This is a genomic window from Bradyrhizobium sp. DOA9 (assembly GCF_000617845.2).
In the GTDB taxonomy this organism is placed as follows: domain Bacteria; phylum Pseudomonadota; class Alphaproteobacteria; order Rhizobiales; family Xanthobacteraceae; genus Bradyrhizobium.
On record NZ_DF820425.1, the window covers coordinates 6,375,493 to 6,394,593 of the forward strand.

Annotated in this window: 21 protein-coding genes and 1 pseudogene; 14 read left to right on the forward strand and 8 right to left on the reverse strand. The window is 63.0% G+C overall.

Annotation, left to right across the window (positions count from 1 at the left end; all coding sequences use genetic code 11):
• The first annotated feature begins 101 nt into the window (after nt 1-101).
• From BDOA9_RS30055 to BDOA9_RS30065, 3 genes are all read left to right on the forward strand, one after another.
• Nucleotides 102-1,898, forward strand: a complete 1,797-nt coding sequence (locus BDOA9_RS30055; RefSeq protein WP_025037654.1) for a ShlB/FhaC/HecB family hemolysin secretion/activation protein — start codon at nt 102-104, stop codon at nt 1,896-1,898.
• A gap of 152 nt (nt 1,899-2,050) precedes the next feature.
• On the forward strand, nt 2,051-2,881 hold the full coding sequence (locus tag BDOA9_RS30060) for an alpha/beta hydrolase (RefSeq protein ID WP_025037655.1): 831 nt from the start codon (nt 2,051-2,053) through the stop codon (nt 2,879-2,881).
• Nucleotides 2,882-3,199: 318 nt separating this feature from the next.
• Complete coding sequence (locus tag BDOA9_RS30065) at nt 3,200-3,517, forward strand: c-type cytochrome (protein WP_025037656.1); 318 nt, start codon at nt 3,200-3,202, stop codon at nt 3,515-3,517.
• A 235-nt stretch (nt 3,518-3,752) separates the two neighbouring features.
• Here BDOA9_RS30065 and BDOA9_RS30070 read toward each other — a convergent pair whose 3' ends face one another.
• Together BDOA9_RS30070 and BDOA9_RS39535 are read right to left on the reverse strand one after the other, a co-directional pair.
• Nucleotides 3,753-4,091, reverse strand: a complete 339-nt coding sequence (locus BDOA9_RS30070) for a phasin (RefSeq protein ID WP_025037657.1) — start codon at nt 4,089-4,091, stop codon at nt 3,753-3,755.
• A 144-nt stretch (nt 4,092-4,235) separates the two neighbouring features.
• Nucleotides 4,236-4,421, reverse strand: coding sequence for a hypothetical protein (locus BDOA9_RS39535; protein ID WP_025037658.1), 186 nt, complete (start codon nt 4,419-4,421; stop codon nt 4,236-4,238).
• Between the two features lie 578 nt (nt 4,422-4,999).
• On the opposite strand from BDOA9_RS39535, the gene BDOA9_RS30080 reads away from it, so the two are divergent.
• A complete protein-coding gene (locus BDOA9_RS30080; protein ID WP_025037659.1) occupies nt 5,000-5,356 on the forward strand; it encodes a hypothetical protein in 357 nt (118 codons plus the stop codon).
• Between the two features lie 44 nt (nt 5,357-5,400).
• On the opposite strand, the gene BDOA9_RS30085 is transcribed toward BDOA9_RS30080, so the two are convergent.
• The gene (locus tag BDOA9_RS30085; RefSeq protein WP_025037660.1) at nt 5,401-5,976 is read right to left on the reverse strand and encodes a hypothetical protein; all 576 of its coding nucleotides are present in this window, start codon (nt 5,974-5,976) and stop codon (nt 5,401-5,403) included.
• 46 nt (nt 5,977-6,022) lie between these two features.
• Entirely contained in the window at nt 6,023-6,559 is a 537-nt protein-coding gene (locus BDOA9_RS30090; RefSeq protein WP_025037661.1) for a GcrA family cell cycle regulator, read from the reverse strand.
• A 155-nt stretch (nt 6,560-6,714) separates the two neighbouring features.
• On the opposite strand from BDOA9_RS30090, the gene BDOA9_RS30095 reads away from it, so the two are divergent.
• Both BDOA9_RS30095 and BDOA9_RS30100 read left to right on the forward strand, forming a co-directional pair.
• The gene (locus BDOA9_RS30095) at nt 6,715-7,323 is read left to right on the forward strand and encodes a S24 family peptidase (protein WP_025037662.1); all 609 of its coding nucleotides are present in this window, start codon (nt 6,715-6,717) and stop codon (nt 7,321-7,323) included.
• Nucleotides 7,324-7,428: 105 nt separating this feature from the next.
• A complete protein-coding gene (locus BDOA9_RS30100; protein WP_025037663.1) occupies nt 7,429-7,704 on the forward strand; it encodes a hypothetical protein in 276 nt (91 codons plus the stop codon).
• A gap of 37 nt (nt 7,705-7,741) precedes the next feature.
• Here BDOA9_RS30100 and BDOA9_RS30105 read toward each other — a convergent pair whose 3' ends face one another.
• Entirely contained in the window at nt 7,742-8,716 is a 975-nt protein-coding gene (locus BDOA9_RS30105; RefSeq protein ID WP_025037664.1) for a quinone oxidoreductase family protein, read from the reverse strand.
• A 223-nt stretch (nt 8,717-8,939) separates the two neighbouring features.
• On the opposite strand from BDOA9_RS30105, the gene BDOA9_RS30110 reads away from it, so the two are divergent.
• From BDOA9_RS30110 to BDOA9_RS30120, 3 genes are all read left to right on the forward strand, one after another.
• Entirely contained in the window at nt 8,940-9,140 is a 201-nt protein-coding gene (locus BDOA9_RS30110) for a hypothetical protein (protein WP_025037665.1), read from the forward strand.
• A gap of 146 nt (nt 9,141-9,286) precedes the next feature.
• The gene (locus BDOA9_RS30115; protein ID WP_025037666.1) at nt 9,287-10,234 is read left to right on the forward strand and encodes an AAA family ATPase; all 948 of its coding nucleotides are present in this window, start codon (nt 9,287-9,289) and stop codon (nt 10,232-10,234) included.
• Between the two features lie 5 nt (nt 10,235-10,239).
• Nucleotides 10,240-11,619: a vWA domain-containing protein gene (locus BDOA9_RS30120; RefSeq protein ID WP_025037667.1), complete on the forward strand. Its 1,380-nt coding sequence runs from the start codon at nt 10,240-10,242 to the stop codon at nt 11,617-11,619.
• A gap of 19 nt (nt 11,620-11,638) precedes the next feature.
• Here the strand turns inward: BDOA9_RS30120 and BDOA9_RS39120 are convergent, their stop codons facing one another.
• Entirely contained in the window at nt 11,639-11,815 is a 177-nt protein-coding gene (locus tag BDOA9_RS39120) for a hypothetical protein (RefSeq protein WP_192859633.1), read from the reverse strand.
• A 372-nt stretch (nt 11,816-12,187) separates the two neighbouring features.
• On the opposite strand from BDOA9_RS39120, the gene BDOA9_RS30130 reads away from it, so the two are divergent.
• The 3 genes and pseudogenes from BDOA9_RS30130 to BDOA9_RS39265 all read left to right on the forward strand — a co-directional run.
• Nucleotides 12,188-12,409 (forward strand): hypothetical protein, encoded by a 222-nt coding sequence (locus BDOA9_RS30130; protein ID WP_025037668.1) that lies wholly within the window; start codon nt 12,188-12,190, stop codon nt 12,407-12,409.
• A gap of 134 nt (nt 12,410-12,543) precedes the next feature.
• Entirely contained in the window at nt 12,544-13,557 is a 1,014-nt protein-coding gene (locus BDOA9_RS30135; RefSeq protein ID WP_025037669.1) for a formamidase, read from the forward strand.
• A gap of 37 nt (nt 13,558-13,594) precedes the next feature.
• A pseudogene (locus BDOA9_RS39265) lies at nt 13,595-13,733 on the forward strand (C4-dicarboxylate transporter DctA); the annotation flags it as partial.
• Nucleotides 13,734-13,744: 11 nt separating this feature from the next.
• Here the strand turns inward: BDOA9_RS39265 and BDOA9_RS30140 are convergent.
• Nucleotides 13,745-15,118: a hypothetical protein gene (locus BDOA9_RS30140; RefSeq protein ID WP_025037670.1), complete on the reverse strand. Its 1,374-nt coding sequence runs from the start codon at nt 15,116-15,118 to the stop codon at nt 13,745-13,747.
• Nucleotides 15,119-15,225: 107 nt separating this feature from the next.
• On the reverse strand, nt 15,226-16,482 hold the full coding sequence (locus BDOA9_RS30145) for an allantoate amidohydrolase (RefSeq protein ID WP_025037671.1): 1,257 nt from the start codon (nt 16,480-16,482) through the stop codon (nt 15,226-15,228).
• A gap of 397 nt (nt 16,483-16,879) precedes the next feature.
• Here BDOA9_RS30145 and BDOA9_RS30150 point away from each other — a divergent pair, with 397 nt between their 5' ends.
• A complete protein-coding gene (locus BDOA9_RS30150; protein WP_025037672.1) occupies nt 16,880-17,992 on the forward strand; it encodes a BMP family ABC transporter substrate-binding protein in 1,113 nt (370 codons plus the stop codon).
• Complete coding sequence (locus tag BDOA9_RS30155) at nt 17,989-19,101, forward strand: ABC transporter permease (protein WP_025037673.1); 1,113 nt, start codon at nt 17,989-17,991, stop codon at nt 19,099-19,101. Before BDOA9_RS30150 ends, BDOA9_RS30155 begins: the two co-directional genes overlap by 4 nt.

Consider the following 19,101-nt stretch of genomic DNA (forward strand, 5'->3'; position numbering starts at 1 on the left):
CCTGAGGGGTATCCGAAATCACTCAAGATAGGATTATCGGAAAGCGGCCAGCGGCGCGGACCGATTAACCAATCGTTGACCATAAAAACCTATGAAAAATCATGGCTCTAACGAGATTCCACCGCCCCGTGGCAGATCCTCCGGTGAACTACGGAGACAGCGTCGCTGCGCGCAGTGAGAGACGGCATCTCCTTACCGCGCTGCTATCGCTGGCAGCAATTTTCGCGGCAAGTCCAACGGCATTCGCGCAACAGGCGAACCAGCCGGGTTTCGATCCTCGCCAGCCTGAGAAATATTTTGATAACCAGACCGAGCAGGAATCGCTCGGCCGCCCGCAGGTCCGGTTGCCGAGCGTCGGACAGCCCACGACCAGCGGCGATACCAAGCCGCAATTCGTGCTGCGCGGCATCAGCGTCAGCGGCGCTCATGCCGTTTCTCCCGATCGCATCGCCGCGGTCTACCAGCCTTATCTCGGCCGGAAGGTCTCGCAGGCGGACTTGGCCGCGATCGCAGGCGGCATCAGCGAACTCTACCGCGAAGCCGGCTTTCATCTCAGCCGCGCCATCGTGCCACCGCAGGACATCGCCCACGGCCGAGTCCGGATTCAGGTCCTCGAAGGCACCATCACGCAGGCCGTGCTGAAAGGCGACGGTGCCGAACAGTTCGGCGTCAGGCCGATGCTGGCGCCGATTCTGGCTGAACAACCGGCGCGGCTGGCAACGCTCGAACGCCAGCTCTTCCTGATCAATGGCAGGCCGGGCGTCCGGATCACCGACACCGCACTGGAGGAAATCGGCGGCGCGACGGGCCACTTCCGCCTGATCATCTCCTTGAAGACCTGGCACGTCTTCTCCTCGTTCGGCCTCGACAATCTCGGATCCTCGTCGGTTGGACCGTGGCAAACTTACGCCACCGGCGCGTTCAACTCCTACCTCACGCCGGGCGACACTCTGGCGGTCAACCTCTCGACCATTGCCAACGATCCGCGCCAACTCGGCTTCGCACGGCTGTCGTACGATGCGCCGGTCGGCGTCGACGGTGTCCGCCTCGGCGCTTCCGTCCTGTACAGCGCAGTACGGCCGGGCGACACGCGCCGGCTCGACAGCGACATCACCACGACCGAAGCTTTCGAGGTGCGGGCAAGCACAGCGCCCTTCATGTCGCAATCCTCCGGGCTGACGCTTACGGTGGCAGGCACCTTCAGCAATGTGTCCGAGCACGACATTTACGGCCCCTGGTACAACGACCACATCAGGACCGCGAGCTTGACGGCCGACTACCGGCTGCAGGATCCCTTTGGCGGCACCAATTTCACGACGCTGATCTACCGTCAGGGCCTGGACATTTTTGGCGCCTCGCGTTTCGACGACGATCTGTTGTCGCGCGACGGCGCCTCCTCGAACTTCTCGGTGCTGAACCTCTGGTTCACGCGCTACCAGACACTCAACGGCGCCTGGTCGCTCAAGCTCGCGGCAGCGAGCCAGACGGCGTCGCGTCCGCTGTTCACCTCGCAGCAATTCTATCTCGGCGGCGCGGCCTTCGGCCGCGGCTACGGCGCAGCCGAGATCAGCGGCGACAACGGCCTTGCCGGCTCGCTCGAGCTCCGCTTCGACCAGAAGCTCAATTTCCGCTACTGGACCGGCTATCAGCTCTATACCTTCGGCGATGCCGGCGCCGTCTGGAACCACGGCTACCGCCTGAGCGACGGGCTGTCGCTGACATCGGCCGGAGTGGGTGTGCGCTTCTTCCTGCCGGACGACCTCCAGGCCGATTTCGGCATGGCCGTCCCCCTGAGCTACCGGGCGCCGGACAACGAGCGTCGCAGCCCGCGCTTCGTTTTCACGTTGTCGAGCGCGTTCCAGCTCTGCCCCGAACGCGGCAAAGCCGGCTGTCTCTAGCCGCTCCGTTCCCCGGGCGATCGCCCCCGCTTGCCGGCTTTTCCCGGCCTTGCCCCCAGACTTGCCTAAATTTAATCCTCTAACCTGCTCACGATCGCTCGACCGGGGGTTCCCGATGACCATGTTCAGGCAAAGGTGATTTGAGACAGACCATGAAGAAGGTGTTTGCCACCCTGGCGCTTCTCTGCGTCCTCGGCATTGGACAGTATTTCGTCGTCAGCCAGTTCGCGATCCGCCATGAGACCCTGGCCCTGTTCGACGCCTCGCGCCAGCGCCCGATCTCGGTCGAGATCGCCGTGCGACGCGACCATGAGACCAAGGCCAATCTCGGGCTCTGGAAGCTCCCCCTCGCCGTCATCAGCAATGGCAACACCGTCAAGGCGACCGAATATTCCTTCCTCGCCAATGCGCTTGCCGCACGAGGCTATCTGGTTGCCAGCATCCAGCAGGACTTGCCGAGCGATCCGCCGCTGATGACCCAAGTCGGTCAGCAATATGTCGGCCGGCGCGACGTCTACATCCGCTGCGAAGCGAACATTCTCTTTGTGCTGGGAGAGCTGAAGAAGCGGCAAGAGAACGTACAATACGACCACATCACCCTCGTCGGCCACTCCAATGGCGGGGATGTCTCCATGTATGTCGCCCACCGGCACCCGGAGCTGGTGTCGAAGGTGATAACGCTCGATAATCTGCGGGTGCCCTTCGTGGTCAGCGACCACATGAAGATCCTGTCCTTCCGCTCGAAGGACCCGCACTTCGTGACGGATCCCGGCGTGCTTCCGACGCCGGAAGAGGCCAAGGCGCGCGGCATCGATATCATCCAGACCGGCGCACAGCACACGGAGATGAGCGACCGCGGTCCCAACTCGGTCAAGGAGAAGATCCAGGAGACGCTCGACCGCTTCCTGCGTGACAGCGCCAGCAGCGCGCTCGCGCCGGCGGATACGAAGAGCCCTATGATCATGAACCCGGCCGACTATTAACGGATCCGCTTTGCGGCAGATCAAAGCGGGTCCAAGACGGCTCGGTAGAAAGCCACATGGCGTCGGAGAGACACGTGTCGCACTATACCGAAAGTCTTGATGCGAAGAGCCTTGTTGCGAAGGGTCTTGTTCCGAAGAGTCTTGTTCCGAAGAGTCTTGGCCTGCCCGCGGCAAGAGTGCCGGCATTCATGCGGCATCTCTATCGTTCGACCCGCAGGCTGCTGCGGTCGATCGTCGCCCGCATCGATCTCTCGCAGTTTCCAGGATCCTGCTGCGGATGAGCGCGGCGGCCGCAAGCGAATGCAGAAAGACTGCCCTATGCTCCGGCATGTGAGACGAATTTTCCTGCTGCTTGGCCTGGTCTCTGGCGTCGGCACGTCGTCCGCTCTCGGCGCTGATGCCGATCACGGCGCCGACCTCGCCAGGCGCTGGTGCGCGAGCTGCCATGTCGTGGCGAACGGACAGACCCAGGCGAGCGCCGACGTCCCCTCCTTTGCATCCGTTGCGCGCAGGCCGGATTTCAGCACGGAAAGGCTCGCCTTCTTTCTGCTCGATCCGCACCCGAAGATGCCGAATTTTCCCCTGAGCCGGACCGAAGCCGGCGATATCGCGGCCTACATCGCATCGCTGCGTTAGATGCATGACCAGGCCCGACGGCCGGGCTTGCCCAAGCTGTTCAGCGCTTTTCCCAAGATCATGCCGGGCTACAAATGCAAATCCCTGCCGGTGAACCGGCAGGGATCAGCAGAAAGGATGACGGACGGCGAATGAGGTCATTCGGTGGCCCATCATGGACCTGCGCCAGCATCGAAGCGCGGATACTCGCGCCACACAAGATCAATTTGTGGGCACGCTGTACACACGCCGAAAGTCACTTGCCCTTGCCAGGTTGCATGAGACTCCCGGTCATCTGGCGCATGTGATCTCCGGCGCTGGTGAACTGACTGCGCAGGAAATCGGATTGGATGCGCATCGCCTCCTGGAGGTCGGTGGCATGCACCAGCTTGCGCGCATGCTCGAAGGCCGACTTCATGTTCTGCTCCGTGAAGGCCAGTGCCTGCTTCGACACCTCCGTCCCCGCGCCCGGAACGGACGACATCGATTTGGTCGCCGCTTCAAAGAACATGCCGAAGGCCTTTTCGGCCTGGTCGATCGTCTTCTCGGCCAAGTCACGCAGCTCGGCCGGAACTTCGAGTTTCGGTTCAATCATGGTCGCACTCTCCCTTTTTCCATCTGAATACCACATTTGCCTGACGGCCATCCAGCCGCCAGCCCTCCGGCGAAGGACGCCGGGGAGCCCTGCTCTGGCACGAAAAGGGGTGGGAAACGGCCCAAGACCGGCGCGCGGCCGGACTTAGGATAAGGGGTGCTCGGGAAGAGCCTCTTCGGTTGCGAGATCTTCGACCAGCTTGATCACCTCGAAGCGCTGTCGCGGCGCAAGCTTCAGGAAGGCGCGGAGCAGGCGCAGACTTTCGACAGTGCTGCTTGCAGGCACACCGAGCTTGAGATGCAGCTCAGCCGCGAAATTGAGGTTTTTCATCTCGCACCTATGACAAGCATCGGCCTTCGTGATCCGCTCAAGAACCGAACGCCCCGACAGAACCCCATCGCCACGAACGTTTAGACGCGGGGACCGGCCGGGTTGCAGCTGAACCGCATCCAGACGACGGCCTCAACCACCTGGTTGCAATTATGCCAAGTAACAACCCTTCCGGCAAGCCCAACCGTGGGTATAGCGATGCTTTGGTCTGCATCGCGCCACGGCATTTCCGGATAACAGGAATATCGATTGCCGTCACCCACCTGCGTCAAGAAGCGGCATCAATCCCGCAACACAGCTCCTCGTTGCTATCGATCAGCGCAGGGTTTCGCTGTGTTTCTGATGTGAATGCACCTTAGCGCGCACGAAATGGCGATTCTTCGCCGATATACACGCATTTGTTGAATCCACTCACGGCGGTTGCATGAACCGCGTGAAAGTCGATCTTGCGGCCGGTCCGCCGTGAACCGCCGTCCACGCGCGAGCGACTAAGCCGTTGCGGCACGGCCACGCAGATTCGGGCGCCATGGCTGAAAACTCTTCGACGTGGGGGCGCCTTAGCACCAAAGGACGACGGCATGCTTTCTCGCTGCGATCTCATCAAGGGCGCCGCAGTCGCGCTTCTCACCCTCTCGATACAAGGCGCATCGGCGCAGGAGGCCAAGATGAACCTGTTCAAGATCGTCACCATCAAGGACGAAATCGTCGTCGGACTTTCGGCGGATGAGCTTCAGGCGCTCGGCGGCAATGATGCGAGCGCCGTTGCGCACGCGCTGGCGCAGAAGGGCAGTCTCACCGTCTGGCAATACAACGTGCATCGTGGCCCCAACGGCGAACTACAGCAGGCACCGACTGCCAAGATCGGGCTGCTGGCCAATGCCTCGCTGCGCGTCGAGCCCTACACCACGCCCTACCAGATCGTCCCTCATCGGTAAGCAATAGGCGGGACGCCGGCGGCCGGACCGCCGGCGCCCCGCAATCATCCACGCCGGCCGCCGCGCGCCGTTCCTGTCTCCGTAACGAAGCCGTAGATCAGCGCCAGCCGGTCCAAACATTCGCGAAAACGGCGCGCGAAGTAATCGTTCCAGCGTTGCGTGCGGACGGCACGACGCTGCCCGACCTGATCCATGGTCAGACCCAGCACCAGCACGTCATGCACCAGTGCGGCGCCGTCGGTGCCGAGCTCTCGTTCGACCCGGTTGAGCCGCAGCACCGCCTGGCGCTGGCTCTCGGTGACGGGCTCGCGCGTGCCCGTCCCATCGACATATTCGCGCGTCGTATCCACCGCCTGCGGACCCCGCTCGGCGCGCTCCCAATCGTTCTGAAAGGCGCGCCCGCCGCGGTACTGGGCCTCGTCGATCTGGTGGTGCGCGTGCAGCCGGCCGAGCGGATCGCCGCGGACGGACCGGATGGCCAGGATCTTCTCCCCGGAATCGAGCGCGAGCGGATTGTCGACCTCCACCTCCGCGATCTCGGCGTTGAAAGGCACCTCCCGCGACCGCCGGTCATAGATCTGCGCCAATTTATAGGACTTGTTACGTCGGGTACGCGCCACTCGGATACTCCTTGCAAGACTGAGGGTTGAACGGAGGGCGGCACCGTCAGAGCGCCGAGACCAGCTTCAGCACGACGGGGCCTGCGGCACGGGCAGCCGACGCGGCCTCGGAACGGCGCGTCAGGCGAGCATGCGGTGCGCAATAGCTGGAGCCGGGCTGGCGCGGATGGCCGCAGAAGGCGATCTGCTCGCCGTCCTTGTCGCCGCCATAGGGATAGCGGCAGTCGGCCGGCTCGAGCTCGACCAGTTGGATCAGGCGCGGCTGGATACCGACGCAGCGCAACTTCGCCCACGCCGCAGGCTTCATGGCGGACCTCGGCGGCAGATTGAGGCTCGGCCACACCGTCCGGCGTGGCGAAAGCAGGCTGGGTTCACCCGGCAAGGGCGGCGCGAGCGCCGGACTCGTCATCCATTGCGGCACGATGAGGCCGAGCCGCTTGGCGCGGCCGACCACTGCGCTCCGGGTATAAGCCGTTCCAAACCTTGCGTTTATCTGTCTTCCGATCTCCGCATACGACATGCCTTTGTGAAAATAGTCGCGAAGCGCGTCGGAGTGCTCCGACGGCCAATGGCCCGGTTCCATGCTGCTGTCCTGTGATGCACCTCCAACCCGGGAGGCGAGACGCACATTCCGTTATTCCGAATACAGAGTCAAGCCGTATTTCTGATATTCATAATTGCATCAATTCCGAATTTCGGATTACAAGAGGCGACCGGTGCGCAATCGAGGGAATCACGATGTTGGACGTAGCAATGATCGAGCGGGGCCTGGAGAAGACGGGCAAGAGCAAGGGCGGCCTGGCTGCGGCCATGGGCGTGCGGCCCGGTGCCGTCTCGGAGATTCTCGGCGGCGAGCGCCTAGTGAAAGCCTCGGAGATCATTCCGATCATGGAATATCTCGAGCTCAATCTCGCGCCGATCATGGGCCGCGTCGGAGCCGGCGCCGTGATCGAGCCGGACTACGAACAGGTTCCCCCGGAAGGTCTCGGCGACGTCGCGTTGCCCTTCCCGATCATGGAAGAGACGATCGCATTCGAGATCGTGGGCGATTCGATGCTTCCAAAATACGAAAGCGGCGATGTGATCGTCGTCTACAAGGACCAGCGCCATCCGCTGTCGAGCTTCTACGGCGAAGAGGCGGTGGTCCGGCTCAAGACCGGCGAGCGTTTCCTGAAGACGATCGAGCGGGGCAAATCCCCCTCCGTGGTCAACCTCACCAGCTTCAATGCCAAGCCGATCGTCGGCGTCAAGCTCGACTGGGTCGGGGAAATCTGCCTGTCCATGCCCAAGGGGCAGCTTGAACGGCTGCGCGCGAAATCGGCGCGTCCGCGCAAGAAGGGCAAGTGAGAGGGGTGGCGATTTCTGATTTATAGAAATCGCGATTGACATCATTCCGATTTTCGGAAATAATCCGGCCGCGTCCCGAGCAGCGGGGCGCGGCAGGATCGTTTCATGCAATATTTCGTCGTGATGATCGATTACGGGCGGCGAGGCCGCGAGGCGGTCGTCGATCCCGAAATCACCAGGCGCGAGGTCGTCTCCCGCCTCGCCTCGGGCGAATATCGGAACATCTCATTCATCCACGAGATCGTGGAGAACTCGGTCGAAGATGTCACCGAGGCCATCCTGGCCGAGGCGGCCCTCCCGCAGATCGAGCCCGAGGAGGTCGATCTCCAGGCAATCCGCCTCGATCACGTCCATGACCTGCGCAAGCACGAGCCGACTTGACGCGGGCTTGAAGCCCGCGCCACCGCTCAGTCGGGCGCTAGACCAGGAGAACGGTCGATCCCGTAGTCTTGCGTGCCGCAAGATCGGCGTGCGCTTTGGCGGCGTCCTTCAGGGGATAGGTCTGGTGCACCTCGATCTTGACCGCGCCGGACTTGACGACGTCGAACAACTCGCCCGCCATCGCCACCAGATTTTCGCGCTTGGCGGCGTAGGTGAACAGCGTCGGACGCGTGACGTAGAGCGAGCCCTTCTGGGCGAGCAGGCCGAGATTGAGCGGCTCCACTGCGCCGGAGGACTGGCCGAACAGCGCGGCGACGCCGAGCGGCGCGAGGCAATCCAGCGATTTCAGGAACGTGTCCTTGCCGACGGAATCATACACCACCGGCACCTTCTTGCCGCCGGTGATCTCGTCGACCCGCTTCACGAAATCCTCCCTCGTATAGATGATCACGTGGTCGCAGCCATGCGCCTTGGCGAGCTTCGCCTTCTCGTCGTTGCTGACGGTGCCGATCACGGTCGCGCCGAGATGCTTGGCCCACTGGCTCAAGATCAGGCCGACACCGCCAGCCGCGGCATGGAGCAGGATGGTATCGCCGGCCTTCACCCGATAGGTCTGGCGGATCAGATATTGCGTGGTGAGCCCCTTGAGCATCATCGCCGCCGCGGTCCTGTCGTCGACGCCGTCGGGCAATTTCAACAGCCGATCGGCGGGGATCAGCCGCGCCTCCGAGTAGGCCCCGAGTGGCGAAGCGCCATAAGCAACGCGATCGCCAGGCTTCAGATCGGTGACGCCGGACCCAACCTCCTCGACGACGCCGGCCGCCTCGCTGCCGAGCCCGCTCGGCAGTTGCGCCGGATAGAGGCCGGAACGGTTATAGATGTCGACGAAGTTGAGGCCGACCGCGGTGTGGCGGATGCGCGCCTCGCCAGGCCCAGGATTGCCGACGCTGACCTCCTCCCAGACCAGAACTTCCGGACCGCCGGTTTTGTGAAAGCGAATGGCATGCGTCATGGGCGTGCTCCCTTATCATTGAGGTGAAAGTCCGAATACCGGATCGGCCTGTGAAATAGGCATTTGGTCCGCCTGTTACAGTACAGAGCCGTAACAAGAAAGTCACAGCGAACGACAAACGAGCGCCGTTCCGCCTCCGTTCGAAAGAGTTGATGAGGGCCCCGGGGCAACCGGGAGTACCCTTTACGCGGGGTTTGATGGTCGCCTGCGAAGGAGAGCCGAGATGCCAGCTTACGTTCAGCATCATCAGGACGTCGAAGTCGCGCCTGTAAATTGCCCGACCTGTATGGGGTTCCTGCCGATGTATGTGCGCGAGGTCGAGCCGCATTGGAGCCTTGCCAAGATCGACTTCGTCTATGAATGCGCCGATTGCGGCGCCGAGGTCAGACAGACGATCCGCAAGCCGGAGCTGCTGCGGCACTGATCGCACCAGCGGCGAACCGCTCAACTATTTGCGCTTAGCGGAAAAACACGGTTCACGCGGGTCTGATGTCTCCCAATCGAGGCTTGTTCTTTGCCGGGAACGCAGGCAGAACAAGCCTCAAGCAAGACCTTTGGGAGCGCCCTTTCGTGGCTGATCAGAAGGCCTCGACCTCGATCGAGGCAGTGGAGAGCGGCCTCGCCGCGCAGGGCTACATCGCGAGCCGGCAGATCGCGACCGCCGTCTACTTGTCGCAGCAGATCGAAAAGCCGATCCTGGTCGAAGGCCCCGCGGGCGTCGGCAAGACCGAGCTTGCCAAGGCGATCGCGGCCTGGCGCGGCCTGAAGATGATCCGCCTGCAATGCTATGAGGGCCTCGACGAGGCCAAGGCGCTCTACGAGTGGAAATACGCCAAGCAGCTTCTTTATACGCAGATCCTCAAGGACAAGCTCGGCGAAGTCCTCGGCGGCGCGCAGACGCTGCATGCCGCGCTCGACCAGCTCCATGATTTCGGCGACGTATTCTTCTCCAAGGAGTTCGTCGAGCCGCGACCGCTGCTCCAGGCGCTTGAGCAGCCGGGCGGCTGCGTGCTCCTGATCGACGAGATCGACAAGTCGGACGCCGAATTCGAATCGCTGCTGCTGGAGATTCTCTCCGACTTCCAGGTCACGATCCCCGAGCTCGGAACCGTCTCGGCGATCACGCCGCCGATGGTGATCCTCACCTCCAACAGCGAGCGCGACCTGGGCGATGCCCTGAAGCGACGCTGCCTGCATCTGCATATCGGCTTCCCCGAGCAACGCCTCGAGGAGCGCATCGTCGAAAGCCGCGTGCCCGGCATCTCGCAGACGCTGCGCCGGCAGATGGTCGGCTTCATCCACGAGATCCGCTCGCTGGATCTCAAGAAGCTGCCGTCGGTCAGCGAGACCATCGACTGGGCGCGCGTGCTGGTGCTGCTCCAGGCCTCCGAACTCGATACCGAGATCGTCAAGGACACGCTCAACGTGCTCCTGAAGTACGAAGCCGACATCGAGGCCGCGACGCCGCAGGTGACGACCTTCATTGCCAAGGCGGCCCGGTCCAACGTCTTCGGTTGACGCCGATGCGCGAAAATCTCCACCGCTTCTTTCGGGCGGCGCGCGGTGTCGGCGTCCACGTCTCGCCTGCCGAAAGTATCGATGCGATGCGCGCCGTCGCGCAAGTCGGCATCTCCGACAGAAGCGTGCTGCGCGATGCGCTGCTGCTGACGCTCGCCAAGTCGCAGGACGAGAAGCTCGCGCTCGGCGACTGCTTCGATCTGTTCTTCAGCCAGCCCGAACCGCGACAGGATCAGCCTGAAGCTGCCGGCGAAGACGATGCTGCGCAAGATGACGATCAGCCACCCTCCTCCGGACCGGCGAGCGAGGCGGGTGAAGGTCAGCCTCCCCAGGGCCTGGGTCCGCTGGCCCAGATGCTGTTGTCGCAGGATCGTAATGCGATCGCTGCCGCGATTGCCAGCGCCTCCGGCGCGGCTTCCCTGTCCGACATCCGCTATTCCACCCAGCGCGGCATATTCTCCAGCCGCATTCTCGACGCCATGGGCCTCCAGCGCCTGCGCGACGATCTAGACCAGCTGACCGCGACCAACCCGTCGCTGGCCGAGCGCCTGCGCGCCGCGCTCGATGCCTTGCGCGAAGCCGTGCGCGACACGGTCTCGCAAGGGCTTGCACTCTATGCCCGCGAGGAGGCCGAAAACCTCCGCAACGAGATCCTGCGCAACGCGCCGCTTGCCCGTATCGAGCGGCGCCAGGTCGCCGAGATGCGCGCCCTCATCCGCCAGATCGCACGCCGGCTGCGGGAGCGCTATTCCAAGCCGCGCAAGCGCCAGCGCCGCGGCCATCTCGACGTCCGCCGCACGCTGCGCCGCAACGCAGCCTGGGGCGGCGTGCCGTTCCTCACGGCGTGGAAGCGCAAGCATCGCGACCGGCCGAAGATCGTCGCGCTGTGCGACGTCTCGGGCTCCGTTGCGCAAGTCTCCGATTTCTTCCTGCTGCTGATCCACTCTCTGCATGAGGTGGTCGACGATGTCCGCTCATTCGCCTTCTCTTCGCACCTGATCGAGGTCAGCGAGATTCTGGAAGCGAAGTCGCCGGAGGAAGCGATGTCCGAGATCATGTCCAAGGTCGGCTTCGGCTCGTCGGACTACGGCTCATCGCTGGTCGATTTCGAGAAGGAGTTCATGAGCACGCTGACGCCGCAGACCACGGTGATCGTGCTCGGCGATGCCCGTAGCAACAATCTCGACCCGCGCGCCGACATTCTGCGCCGGATCTCCGAGCGCTCGAAGCGTCTGGTCTGGCTCAATCCCGAGGGTCGGCTCGCCTGGGGCTTTGGCGATTCCGAGATGCCGCGCTATGCGACCTTTTGCAGCGTCGTGCGACAATGCGCCACCGCACAACAGCTCGAGCGCGCTGTCTCCGACATTGTGGCGACTTATCAGTAAGCAGTGACAGCCGCCAGCGTCAGGCGGCGCTCAGCTCGGCCTGATTGCACTCCCGAAAGTGATGCGCGATTTCGTCGAGGGCGCGCTGTTCCCATTCTTCTGCCTGCGCCAGCCAAAACAGCCTGCGTTTCGAATCGAGCGCCGCGCGCTCGCGGCACAAAAATTCCTGACTGCGTATTTCAACCAGCCTGTTCATGCACTCCACTCCTGCCGCGTGAAGCCATTTCCCAAAAATCAACGTAACAGAGTCCCGAGCCTCTCGCCTTATGATTTCTGTGCATATCGCGACGCAGAATGGGACAGCGATACTTCCCGTGCACTGCGACAGTTCGCACCGCAACATCAAATGCGGATCATCAATTAGTGATCGGAGATCGTGACGATATTCGTGCACAAACGATCTTAATTCGTGCGCAAACGCTCTTAACTTCTGTGATGCAACGAAGTGCCGCAATTTGTGAAGAGGTGTTCTAAACAGCTGACCGAATTCCCGACTCATTGTCGTCGCACGGTCTTCATGCGGCGCCGCTAACAGGGGCACGCGAACCGGACGATCGCCTGAGGCAACATGAGCAACGATTTCGACTTCGATCTTTCATTCGACCAGTGGGAAGCACTGAAGGCGCTTCGCAACCCGGTGTCGAACGGCCGCCTCGCGAAAGCCTATCTCGTCGAAAGCCTCGCCAAGCTCGGCCTCGTTGACGTGAATGACGGCGTGCCTGCGATCACCCCCACAGGACGCAAGGTGCTGGTGCGCGGCTCATGCCGGCTGCTGGATCTCGTGGCGTGACGAGATCGCCTGCTGCCGCGTAACTGCGCGATCGCCTGAAAAATAGCCTTTAGCTCTTCATCGAAATCGGATTTGCTTCCTGCGACACGATCCGGCGCGCAACGACGCAGCGCAGACAGGCAAGGGAGCTGATCATGAACGGGCTTGGCGGGCTGAACAAATCTCCCAACGGTGTGGTTGTCGGACTTGTGCAGCTTCAACTGCCTAACGTGGTGAGCCCGGCCGATCTGGCGAGGCAGACTGAACGCATCGTCTGGATGGTCGGCAAGGCCCGTCGCAATCTCTCCACCATGGATCTGGTGGTCTTCCCCGAATACTCGTTGCACGGCCTTTCGATGGACACCAATCCCGCGATCATGTGCCGGCTCGACGGGCCGGAGGTCGCGGCCTTCAAGAAGGCTTGCATCGACAACAGCATCTGGGGCTGCTTCTCCATCATGGAGTTCAACCCGCATGGCAATCCCTACAATTCCGGCCTGATCATCGACGACCACGGCGACATCAAGCTCTACTACCGCAAGCTCCATCCCTGGATTCCGGTCGAGCCGTGGGAGCCTGGCGATATCGGTATTCCCGTGATCGAGGGACCGAAGGGCGCGAAGATCGCGCTCATCATCTGTCATGATGGCATGTTCCCGGAGATGGCACGGGAATGCGCCTACAAGGGCGCCGAGATCATGATCCGAACCGCCGGCTATACCGCGCCGATCCGAGACGCCTGGCGTTTCACCAACCAGGCCAATTCGTTCCAGAATCTGATGGTGACGGCGAATGTGTGCATGTGCGGCTCGGACGGCTCGTTCGATTCCATGGGCGAAGGCATGATCGTCAATTTCGACGGCACCGTGCTGGCGCACGGCACCACCGGCCGTGCCGACGAGATCATCACCGCCGAGGTCCGGCCGGACCTCGTGCGCGAGGCGCGCATCAACTGGGGCGTCGAAAACAACATCTACCAGCTCTGGCACCGCGGCTATGTCGCGGTGAAGGGCGGCGCGATGGACTGCCCCTACACGTTCATGCAGGACATGGTCGCCGGCACGTTTCGACTGCCGTGGGAAGAGCAGGTCAAGGTCACCGACGGCACCTCGTGCGGCTTTCCGGCCCCGACGCGGATGTTCGGCAAGACGGCGAAGGCGGCAGAGTAGGCCGATTTCTCGGGCGTCACCGCGACAATCTGGCACCGTGGCCCGCGCGCTCGGCAACCTCATCGGCAATTGCGTCGCAACCGTCGTGATCGCGGCCTGGGGAAGGCGATCTCGACCGCGCCAAGGCGGCCAAGGTGTTGCAAGGCGGCGAGGTAGTGGATGTGACCGCTGGATAGCGGTTCGGCGATCAATCGTTCCACTGCAGGAGTGGCGTGCCGTACGCCCTCCTCCAGACCGACAGGAAGCGCGGAAACCACGAGTGGGCCACGGCGCCCTTATAGGCCCAGGTGCGATACTTCAGACCCTGCTCCGAGATCAGCTCCTGATAGCCGCCGTGGAGCTCGGTCGCGGTACGAATGTCCTTCAGGATTCCTTGCGCGCAGGCGCGATAAATATTGCCACCCGAGAATTCGTCGTAGTCCAGCATCCGATCGGCAAACTCGACATTGAACGTCGGCCAGGAGGAGCGCCCCTGATAGGCGGGAGCCGCTATCTTGTGGATCAGCTTGGTCCGCGGGTTGTCCGCCGAGACAAGGAAGTGGAACGAGCTGGGGATGCGAAGCCGCGGTTCGGCAATGATCAGATCCGTCGTGGCCGCGAACAGCGCGCGCTCGCTCGCTTCGCTCATATCCCAGAAGCCGCGATGCACGCTGACGAAATCCAACGCGACCGACGCTGCCGGTGAGCTCGCCGGACCTTCCAGGGAATGCCTGATATAGCCGTCCTTCCCGAACAGGCGGAGCAGATCCCTCTTGTACTGCGCGAGGTCGCGCCCGAGTAGCCGCTTCAGCTCGTTCTCGTCGACGATCCCGAGTTGCACGCCCCATACGAAAGTTGTGTAGACGGATGCGTTGGTCACGAAGCGCCGGCGTTCGGCGCGGGTGTCGGTCGCGGCGGAACGGGGTGCGTGGAGATCGCAAAGCAGGTACCCGGTGCCATCCTCGTTGAACGGCTCAAGCTCGCCAGCGAGTTGCAGAATGGCTCGCTTCAGATCGGCGCCATATTCGGCCAGCAACAAGCGGCCAGCATGCGCGCACTGTGACATCGCCACATAGCGCGACGCCCTGTCGTCGGCCGAGATCATCTGCTGGATACCTGCGAGAATGCCGAGCAGCGTATCCGAGGGCCGCGAGAAATAGTTCACGCCGAGGTACCGGCCGCGCCCGGCCGGAACGATGGTCGTCGTGACGACGTCGGCGCGAACCGCCTCCAGCAGCAGGCGCACGCTCTTCTCGAGCAGGCGCACCCGCCGCACCGCGTCCTGCGAGTCCATGATCGTCTCGGGATCGAGCACGTCAGGATAGAACCACGCGAAGTCGCGGGGGTAGTAGGCGGAGGCGTGCGGCGCGCCCGTGACGAGAAAAGCCTCGGTCCCGGAAAAGGCACTGTCCATCGAGTGCCGATAGAGGTCCTCGATGGCCGACAAAGAATGGGGTGATTGTCTCAGGAACCGATCACCGAGAAAATTGACCGCCTGAAGGGCGTTGGCGACGAATGTCGCGGCCATCCCCTGATAGAATCGGTTTTCATGATTTGCTGGAAAAGAGATGTCGCTGTTCATGTCCGTCAATCGGCTGATTGTCTCGTGACCCTCGCGATGATGGCCACCGTTTTAAACATGACTGATTCGTATCTCTACCCGGTGACTTGCGGGTTCGTGGCGCCCGCCTAAGCCGTACGCGGCCTGAAATTCTCGATCACCCTGAGCAGCACGCGCGCGCCGGCGTCGGCATCGGCGAGCTCGACATGCTCGTCCGGGTGATGGCTGATGCCGCCACGGCAGCGGACGAAGATCATGCCGACATCGGCGATGTCGATCATCGCCATGCCGTCGTGCCCCGCCCCGCTCGGCAGCTCGAACACGGAGAAGCCTTCGGCTTCGATCGCCTGCGCGATCTGCTGCCTCAGCCAGGGCGCGCAGAGCGCGGTGCGATTCTCGTGGGTGACGTCGAGCTGAAGCCGCAGCTGCCGCCGCTTGGCGATCGCCTCGATCTGGCGGACGATATCGGCCACCGCACGCTTGCGATGCATGTCGGTCGGCGCGCGCATGTCGATGGTGAAGGATACTTCGCCCGGAATGACGTTGGTCGCGCCGGGCCTCGCCTGGATGTAGCCGACGGTGCCGACGAGGCCGCCCTCGTCGGTGCGGCAAAATTGCTCGATCGCATTGATGCATTGAGCCGCGCCGGCGAGCGCGTCGCGGCGCAGCGCCATCGGCACGGTGCCGGCGTGACCGGCCATGCCGGTCAGCCGCGCCGCAAGCCGTGTCGCGCCTGCGATCGCGGTGACGACGCCGACAGGCAGGTTCTGCGCTTCCAGCACCGGGCCCTGTTCGATGTGCAATTCGAGATAGGCAAGCAGCTCGCGTCGCGCCCGCGCGGCCGCGCCGATGTGGTCGGGATCGAGGCCGAACTGCACGAGCGCCTCGCGCATCGAGACGCCATTGCTGTCCCGCGTATTCAGCACACTCTCGTCAAAAGTGCCGGCCACCGCACGGCTGCCGAGCAAGGTCGAGGCAAACCGCACCCCCTCCTCGTCGGCAAAACCGATCACCTCGATCGCAAATGGCAGGCGCTTGCCGCGGCGGTTGAGATCGGCGACGCAAGAGATCGCCGTGATCACACCCAGCGGTCCATCCCATTTGCCGGCATCGCGCACGGTGTCGTAATGCGAGCCGAGCATCAGGCAGGGCGCGCCCGGCCGCTCGCCTTCGTACCGTCCGCGGACATTGCCGATCGCATCCAGATGCGCGCTCATGCCGGCCTCGCGCATCCACCCCATGATGAGGTCCGCGGCCTTGCGCAGCTCCTTGCTGAGGAAGATGCGGGTGAGTTTTTCGGGCTCTTCCGAGATCGCGCCGAGCTCGTTGATCCGGCGAACGATCTCATTGCCGAGCGATGCTTCGTGAACAGTACCAGCGCCCATCTCGGCGAGCTTTCCATCTTCTGGGGACACGGCGGTCCTGACGACAATCGATACAAGTTCGGTGCCAGCGAACATCGCGGGCGCCGTCCCAGTCAGCGCGTGGTTAGCATGAATGCGCCTTGCCGGCCGACCCGTCCGACGCGGGTCATGCACATGCGCGAGCAGGCTCCGTGTGCTCAAGTCCACTGCATACAATTCCTGAACAATGCCCAATAATTAATCTGCTCTCTTCTTTGCCAAGTTCTTCGCATTGGCTATACATGATTATTTTCAGTTATTTATGAAGTTCTGCTCTCTTTGTAGCCTCTGGCACGAAGCTTGCGACATCTGATCCCGGCTCCGCCAAGCCGGCGCAGCTACGAGATCAAGGCGGGGCATCCGCCAAGGGGAGCGAGCAATGGATTCTGGCAGGATTTCACGACGTCATGTGTTGCAGGGCGGCACAGCCCTCACCCTCGGTGCGGCAGCGGGCCTCCGCCCGGCCTTCGCGGCCGAGACCACCATCGGCTTCATCTATGTCGGCTCGCGCGACGACTACGGCTACAATCAGGCCCACGCGCAGGGCGCGGCGGCGCTGAAGAAGATTCCCGGCCTCAAGGTCGTCGAGGAGGAGAAGGTGCCGGAGACCGACGCGGTCGAGAAGACGATCGAGTCCATGATCAATCTCGACGGCGCCACCCTGCTCTTCCCGACCTCGTTCGGGTACTACAATCCGCACATGATCAAGATGGCCAACAAGTACCCGAAGCTGCGCTTCGAGCATTGCGGCGGCCTCTGGAGCGACAAGGACCCCAAGAACGCCGGCAGCTATTTCGGCTATATCGACGAGGCTCAATACATCTCCGGCATCGTCGCCGGCCTGACGTCGAAGAGCGGCAAGCTCGGCTTCGTCGCAGCCAAGCCGATCCCTCAAGTGCTGCGCAATATCAACGCCTTCACGCTTGGCGCCAAGTCAGTCAATCCGAAGGCCACCACGCAGGTGATCTTCACCGGCGACTGGTCGATGCCGGTCAAGGAGGCCGAAGCCACCAACAGCCTGATCGATCAGGGCGTCGACGTGCTCACCTGCCACGTCGATGGGCCCAAGACCATGGTGGAGAACGCCGCACGGCGCGGCGCCTTCGTCTGCGGCTATCACACCAACCAGTCGGCGCTGGCACCCAAGGCCTATCTCACCGGCGCGGAGTGGAACTGGGAAGCGCTCTATCCGAAGTTCGTCAAGATGATCGCCTCCGGCGAAGGCATCCCGAATTTCTACCGCGGCGGCCTGAAGGAAGAGATCGTCAAGACCTCGCCCTATGGCGAAGCGGTCTCGGCCGAAGCGCGCAAGGCGGCCGACGAGGCCAAGGCAAAGTTCCTGTCGGCAGAAGGCTACGCCATCTTCAAGGGTGGGCTGGTCGACAACAAGGGCAAGACGGTGATCCCTGCCGGTACCGACCGCGGCCAGAAGGATCCTGAACTGGAGAAGATGGACTACCTCGTCGAGGGCGTGCTCGGAGCCACTTCGTGACGACGGAAGCTGCGGATTCCACGGATGCGGTCGGGACAGTCGCCCCGGCCGCCGATCCCGGTTTCCTCCAGCGTCACGGCGGCACGATCGAATATATCCTGATCCCGGGCGCGGCGCTGGTCGGCGCGCTCGCGGTGTTCGGCATCTTCGTCGCGATGTTCGGCAAGAATCCGCTCGATCTGTATTTCTACATGTATTACGGCGCGTTCGGCACCTGGTTCTCCTGGCAGAACACGCTGACGCGCGCAGCGCCCCTGATCCTCACCGCACTCTGTACCGCGCTACCGGCGCAACTCGGCATGGTCATCATCGGTGGCGAAGGCGCGCTGCTGATCGGCGCATTGTCGGCGACCAGCGCCGCACTCGCGCTTCAGGGCATGCCGCCGTTCGTCGTCCAGGTCGCCATGGTCTGCGCCGGCGTGATCGGCGGCGGGCTGTGGATCATGCTCGCAGGCGGGTTGCGGCAATATCGCGGTGTCAACGAGACCATCTCGAGCCTGCTGCTGGTCTACATCGCACTCGCGATCCTCAACCATCTCGTCGAGGGGCTGATGCGCGATCCCGCCAGCCTCAACAAGCCGTCCACCCGCGAGATCGGCGCCGCCAACATGATCGGCTCCATTCCAGGCACCGACGTGCATTGGGGCCTCGTGTTCGGCCTGATCGCCGCGATCGCCTCTTACATCCTGATCTATCACACCGTGTTCGGTTTCGCCGCACGCGTCGCCGGCGGCAACATCCGTGCTGCGAAGATCGTCGGCCTCGGTGTCGACAAGCTGATCCTCACCGTCTGCTTCCTTGCCGGCGGCGCGGCTGGCCTCGCCGGCATGGTCGAGGTCGCCGCCGTGCAGGGACGCACCAATGCCAACCTTGCCGCCGGCTACGGCTTCACCGGCATTCTCGTCGCCTTCCTGGCGCGGCAAAATCCGCTCGCCATCATCCCCGTCGCGATCCTGCTCGGCGGCATCAGCGCCAGCGGCGGCCTGCTGCAGCGCCGCCTGGGGCTGCCCGATGCGTCCGTGCTGGTGCTGCAGGGTATCATCTTCGTTTTCGTGCTCGCCAGCGATGCGCTCTACGGCCGCATCGGGTTTCTGAAGGGAAAATCCTGA

Bases quoted from the DNA above. Each gene is read 5' to 3' on its own strand.
- BDOA9_RS30055 (WP_025037654.1), top strand. From the start codon at position 102: ATGGCTCTAACGAGATTCCACCGCCCCGTGGCAGATCCTCCGGTGAAC.
- BDOA9_RS30060 (WP_025037655.1), top strand. From the start codon at position 2,051: ATGAAGAAGGTGTTTGCCACCCTGGCGCTTCTCTGCGTCCTCGGCATT.
- BDOA9_RS30065 (WP_025037656.1), top strand. From the start codon at position 3,200: ATGCTCCGGCATGTGAGACGAATTTTCCTGCTGCTTGGCCTGGTCTCT.
- BDOA9_RS30070 (WP_025037657.1), bottom strand. From the start codon at position 4,091: ATGATTGAACCGAAACTCGAAGTTCCGGCCGAGCTGCGTGACTTGGCC.
- BDOA9_RS39535 (WP_025037658.1), bottom strand. From the start codon at position 4,421: ATGAAAAACCTCAATTTCGCGGCTGAGCTGCATCTCAAGCTCGGTGTG.
- BDOA9_RS30080 (WP_025037659.1), top strand. From the start codon at position 5,000: ATGCTTTCTCGCTGCGATCTCATCAAGGGCGCCGCAGTCGCGCTTCTC.
- BDOA9_RS30090 (WP_025037661.1), bottom strand. From the start codon at position 6,559: ATGGAACCGGGCCATTGGCCGTCGGAGCACTCCGACGCGCTTCGCGAC.
- BDOA9_RS30095 (WP_025037662.1), top strand. From the start codon at position 6,715: ATGTTGGACGTAGCAATGATCGAGCGGGGCCTGGAGAAGACGGGCAAG.
- BDOA9_RS30100 (WP_025037663.1), top strand. From the start codon at position 7,429: ATGCAATATTTCGTCGTGATGATCGATTACGGGCGGCGAGGCCGCGAG.
- BDOA9_RS30105 (WP_025037664.1), bottom strand. From the start codon at position 8,716: ATGACGCATGCCATTCGCTTTCACAAAACCGGCGGTCCGGAAGTTCTG.
- BDOA9_RS30110 (WP_025037665.1), top strand. From the start codon at position 8,940: ATGCCAGCTTACGTTCAGCATCATCAGGACGTCGAAGTCGCGCCTGTA.
- BDOA9_RS30120 (WP_025037667.1), top strand. From the start codon at position 10,240: ATGCGCGAAAATCTCCACCGCTTCTTTCGGGCGGCGCGCGGTGTCGGC.
- BDOA9_RS39120 (WP_192859633.1), bottom strand. From the start codon at position 11,815: ATGAACAGGCTGGTTGAAATACGCAGTCAGGAATTTTTGTGCCGCGAG.
- BDOA9_RS30130 (WP_025037668.1), top strand. From the start codon at position 12,188: ATGAGCAACGATTTCGACTTCGATCTTTCATTCGACCAGTGGGAAGCA.
- BDOA9_RS30135 (WP_025037669.1), top strand. From the start codon at position 12,544: ATGAACGGGCTTGGCGGGCTGAACAAATCTCCCAACGGTGTGGTTGTC.
- BDOA9_RS30140 (WP_025037670.1), bottom strand. From the start codon at position 15,118: ATGAACAGCGACATCTCTTTTCCAGCAAATCATGAAAACCGATTCTAT.
- BDOA9_RS30145 (WP_025037671.1), bottom strand. From the start codon at position 16,482: ATGGGCGCTGGTACTGTTCACGAAGCATCGCTCGGCAATGAGATCGTT.
- BDOA9_RS30150 (WP_025037672.1), top strand. From the start codon at position 16,880: ATGGATTCTGGCAGGATTTCACGACGTCATGTGTTGCAGGGCGGCACA.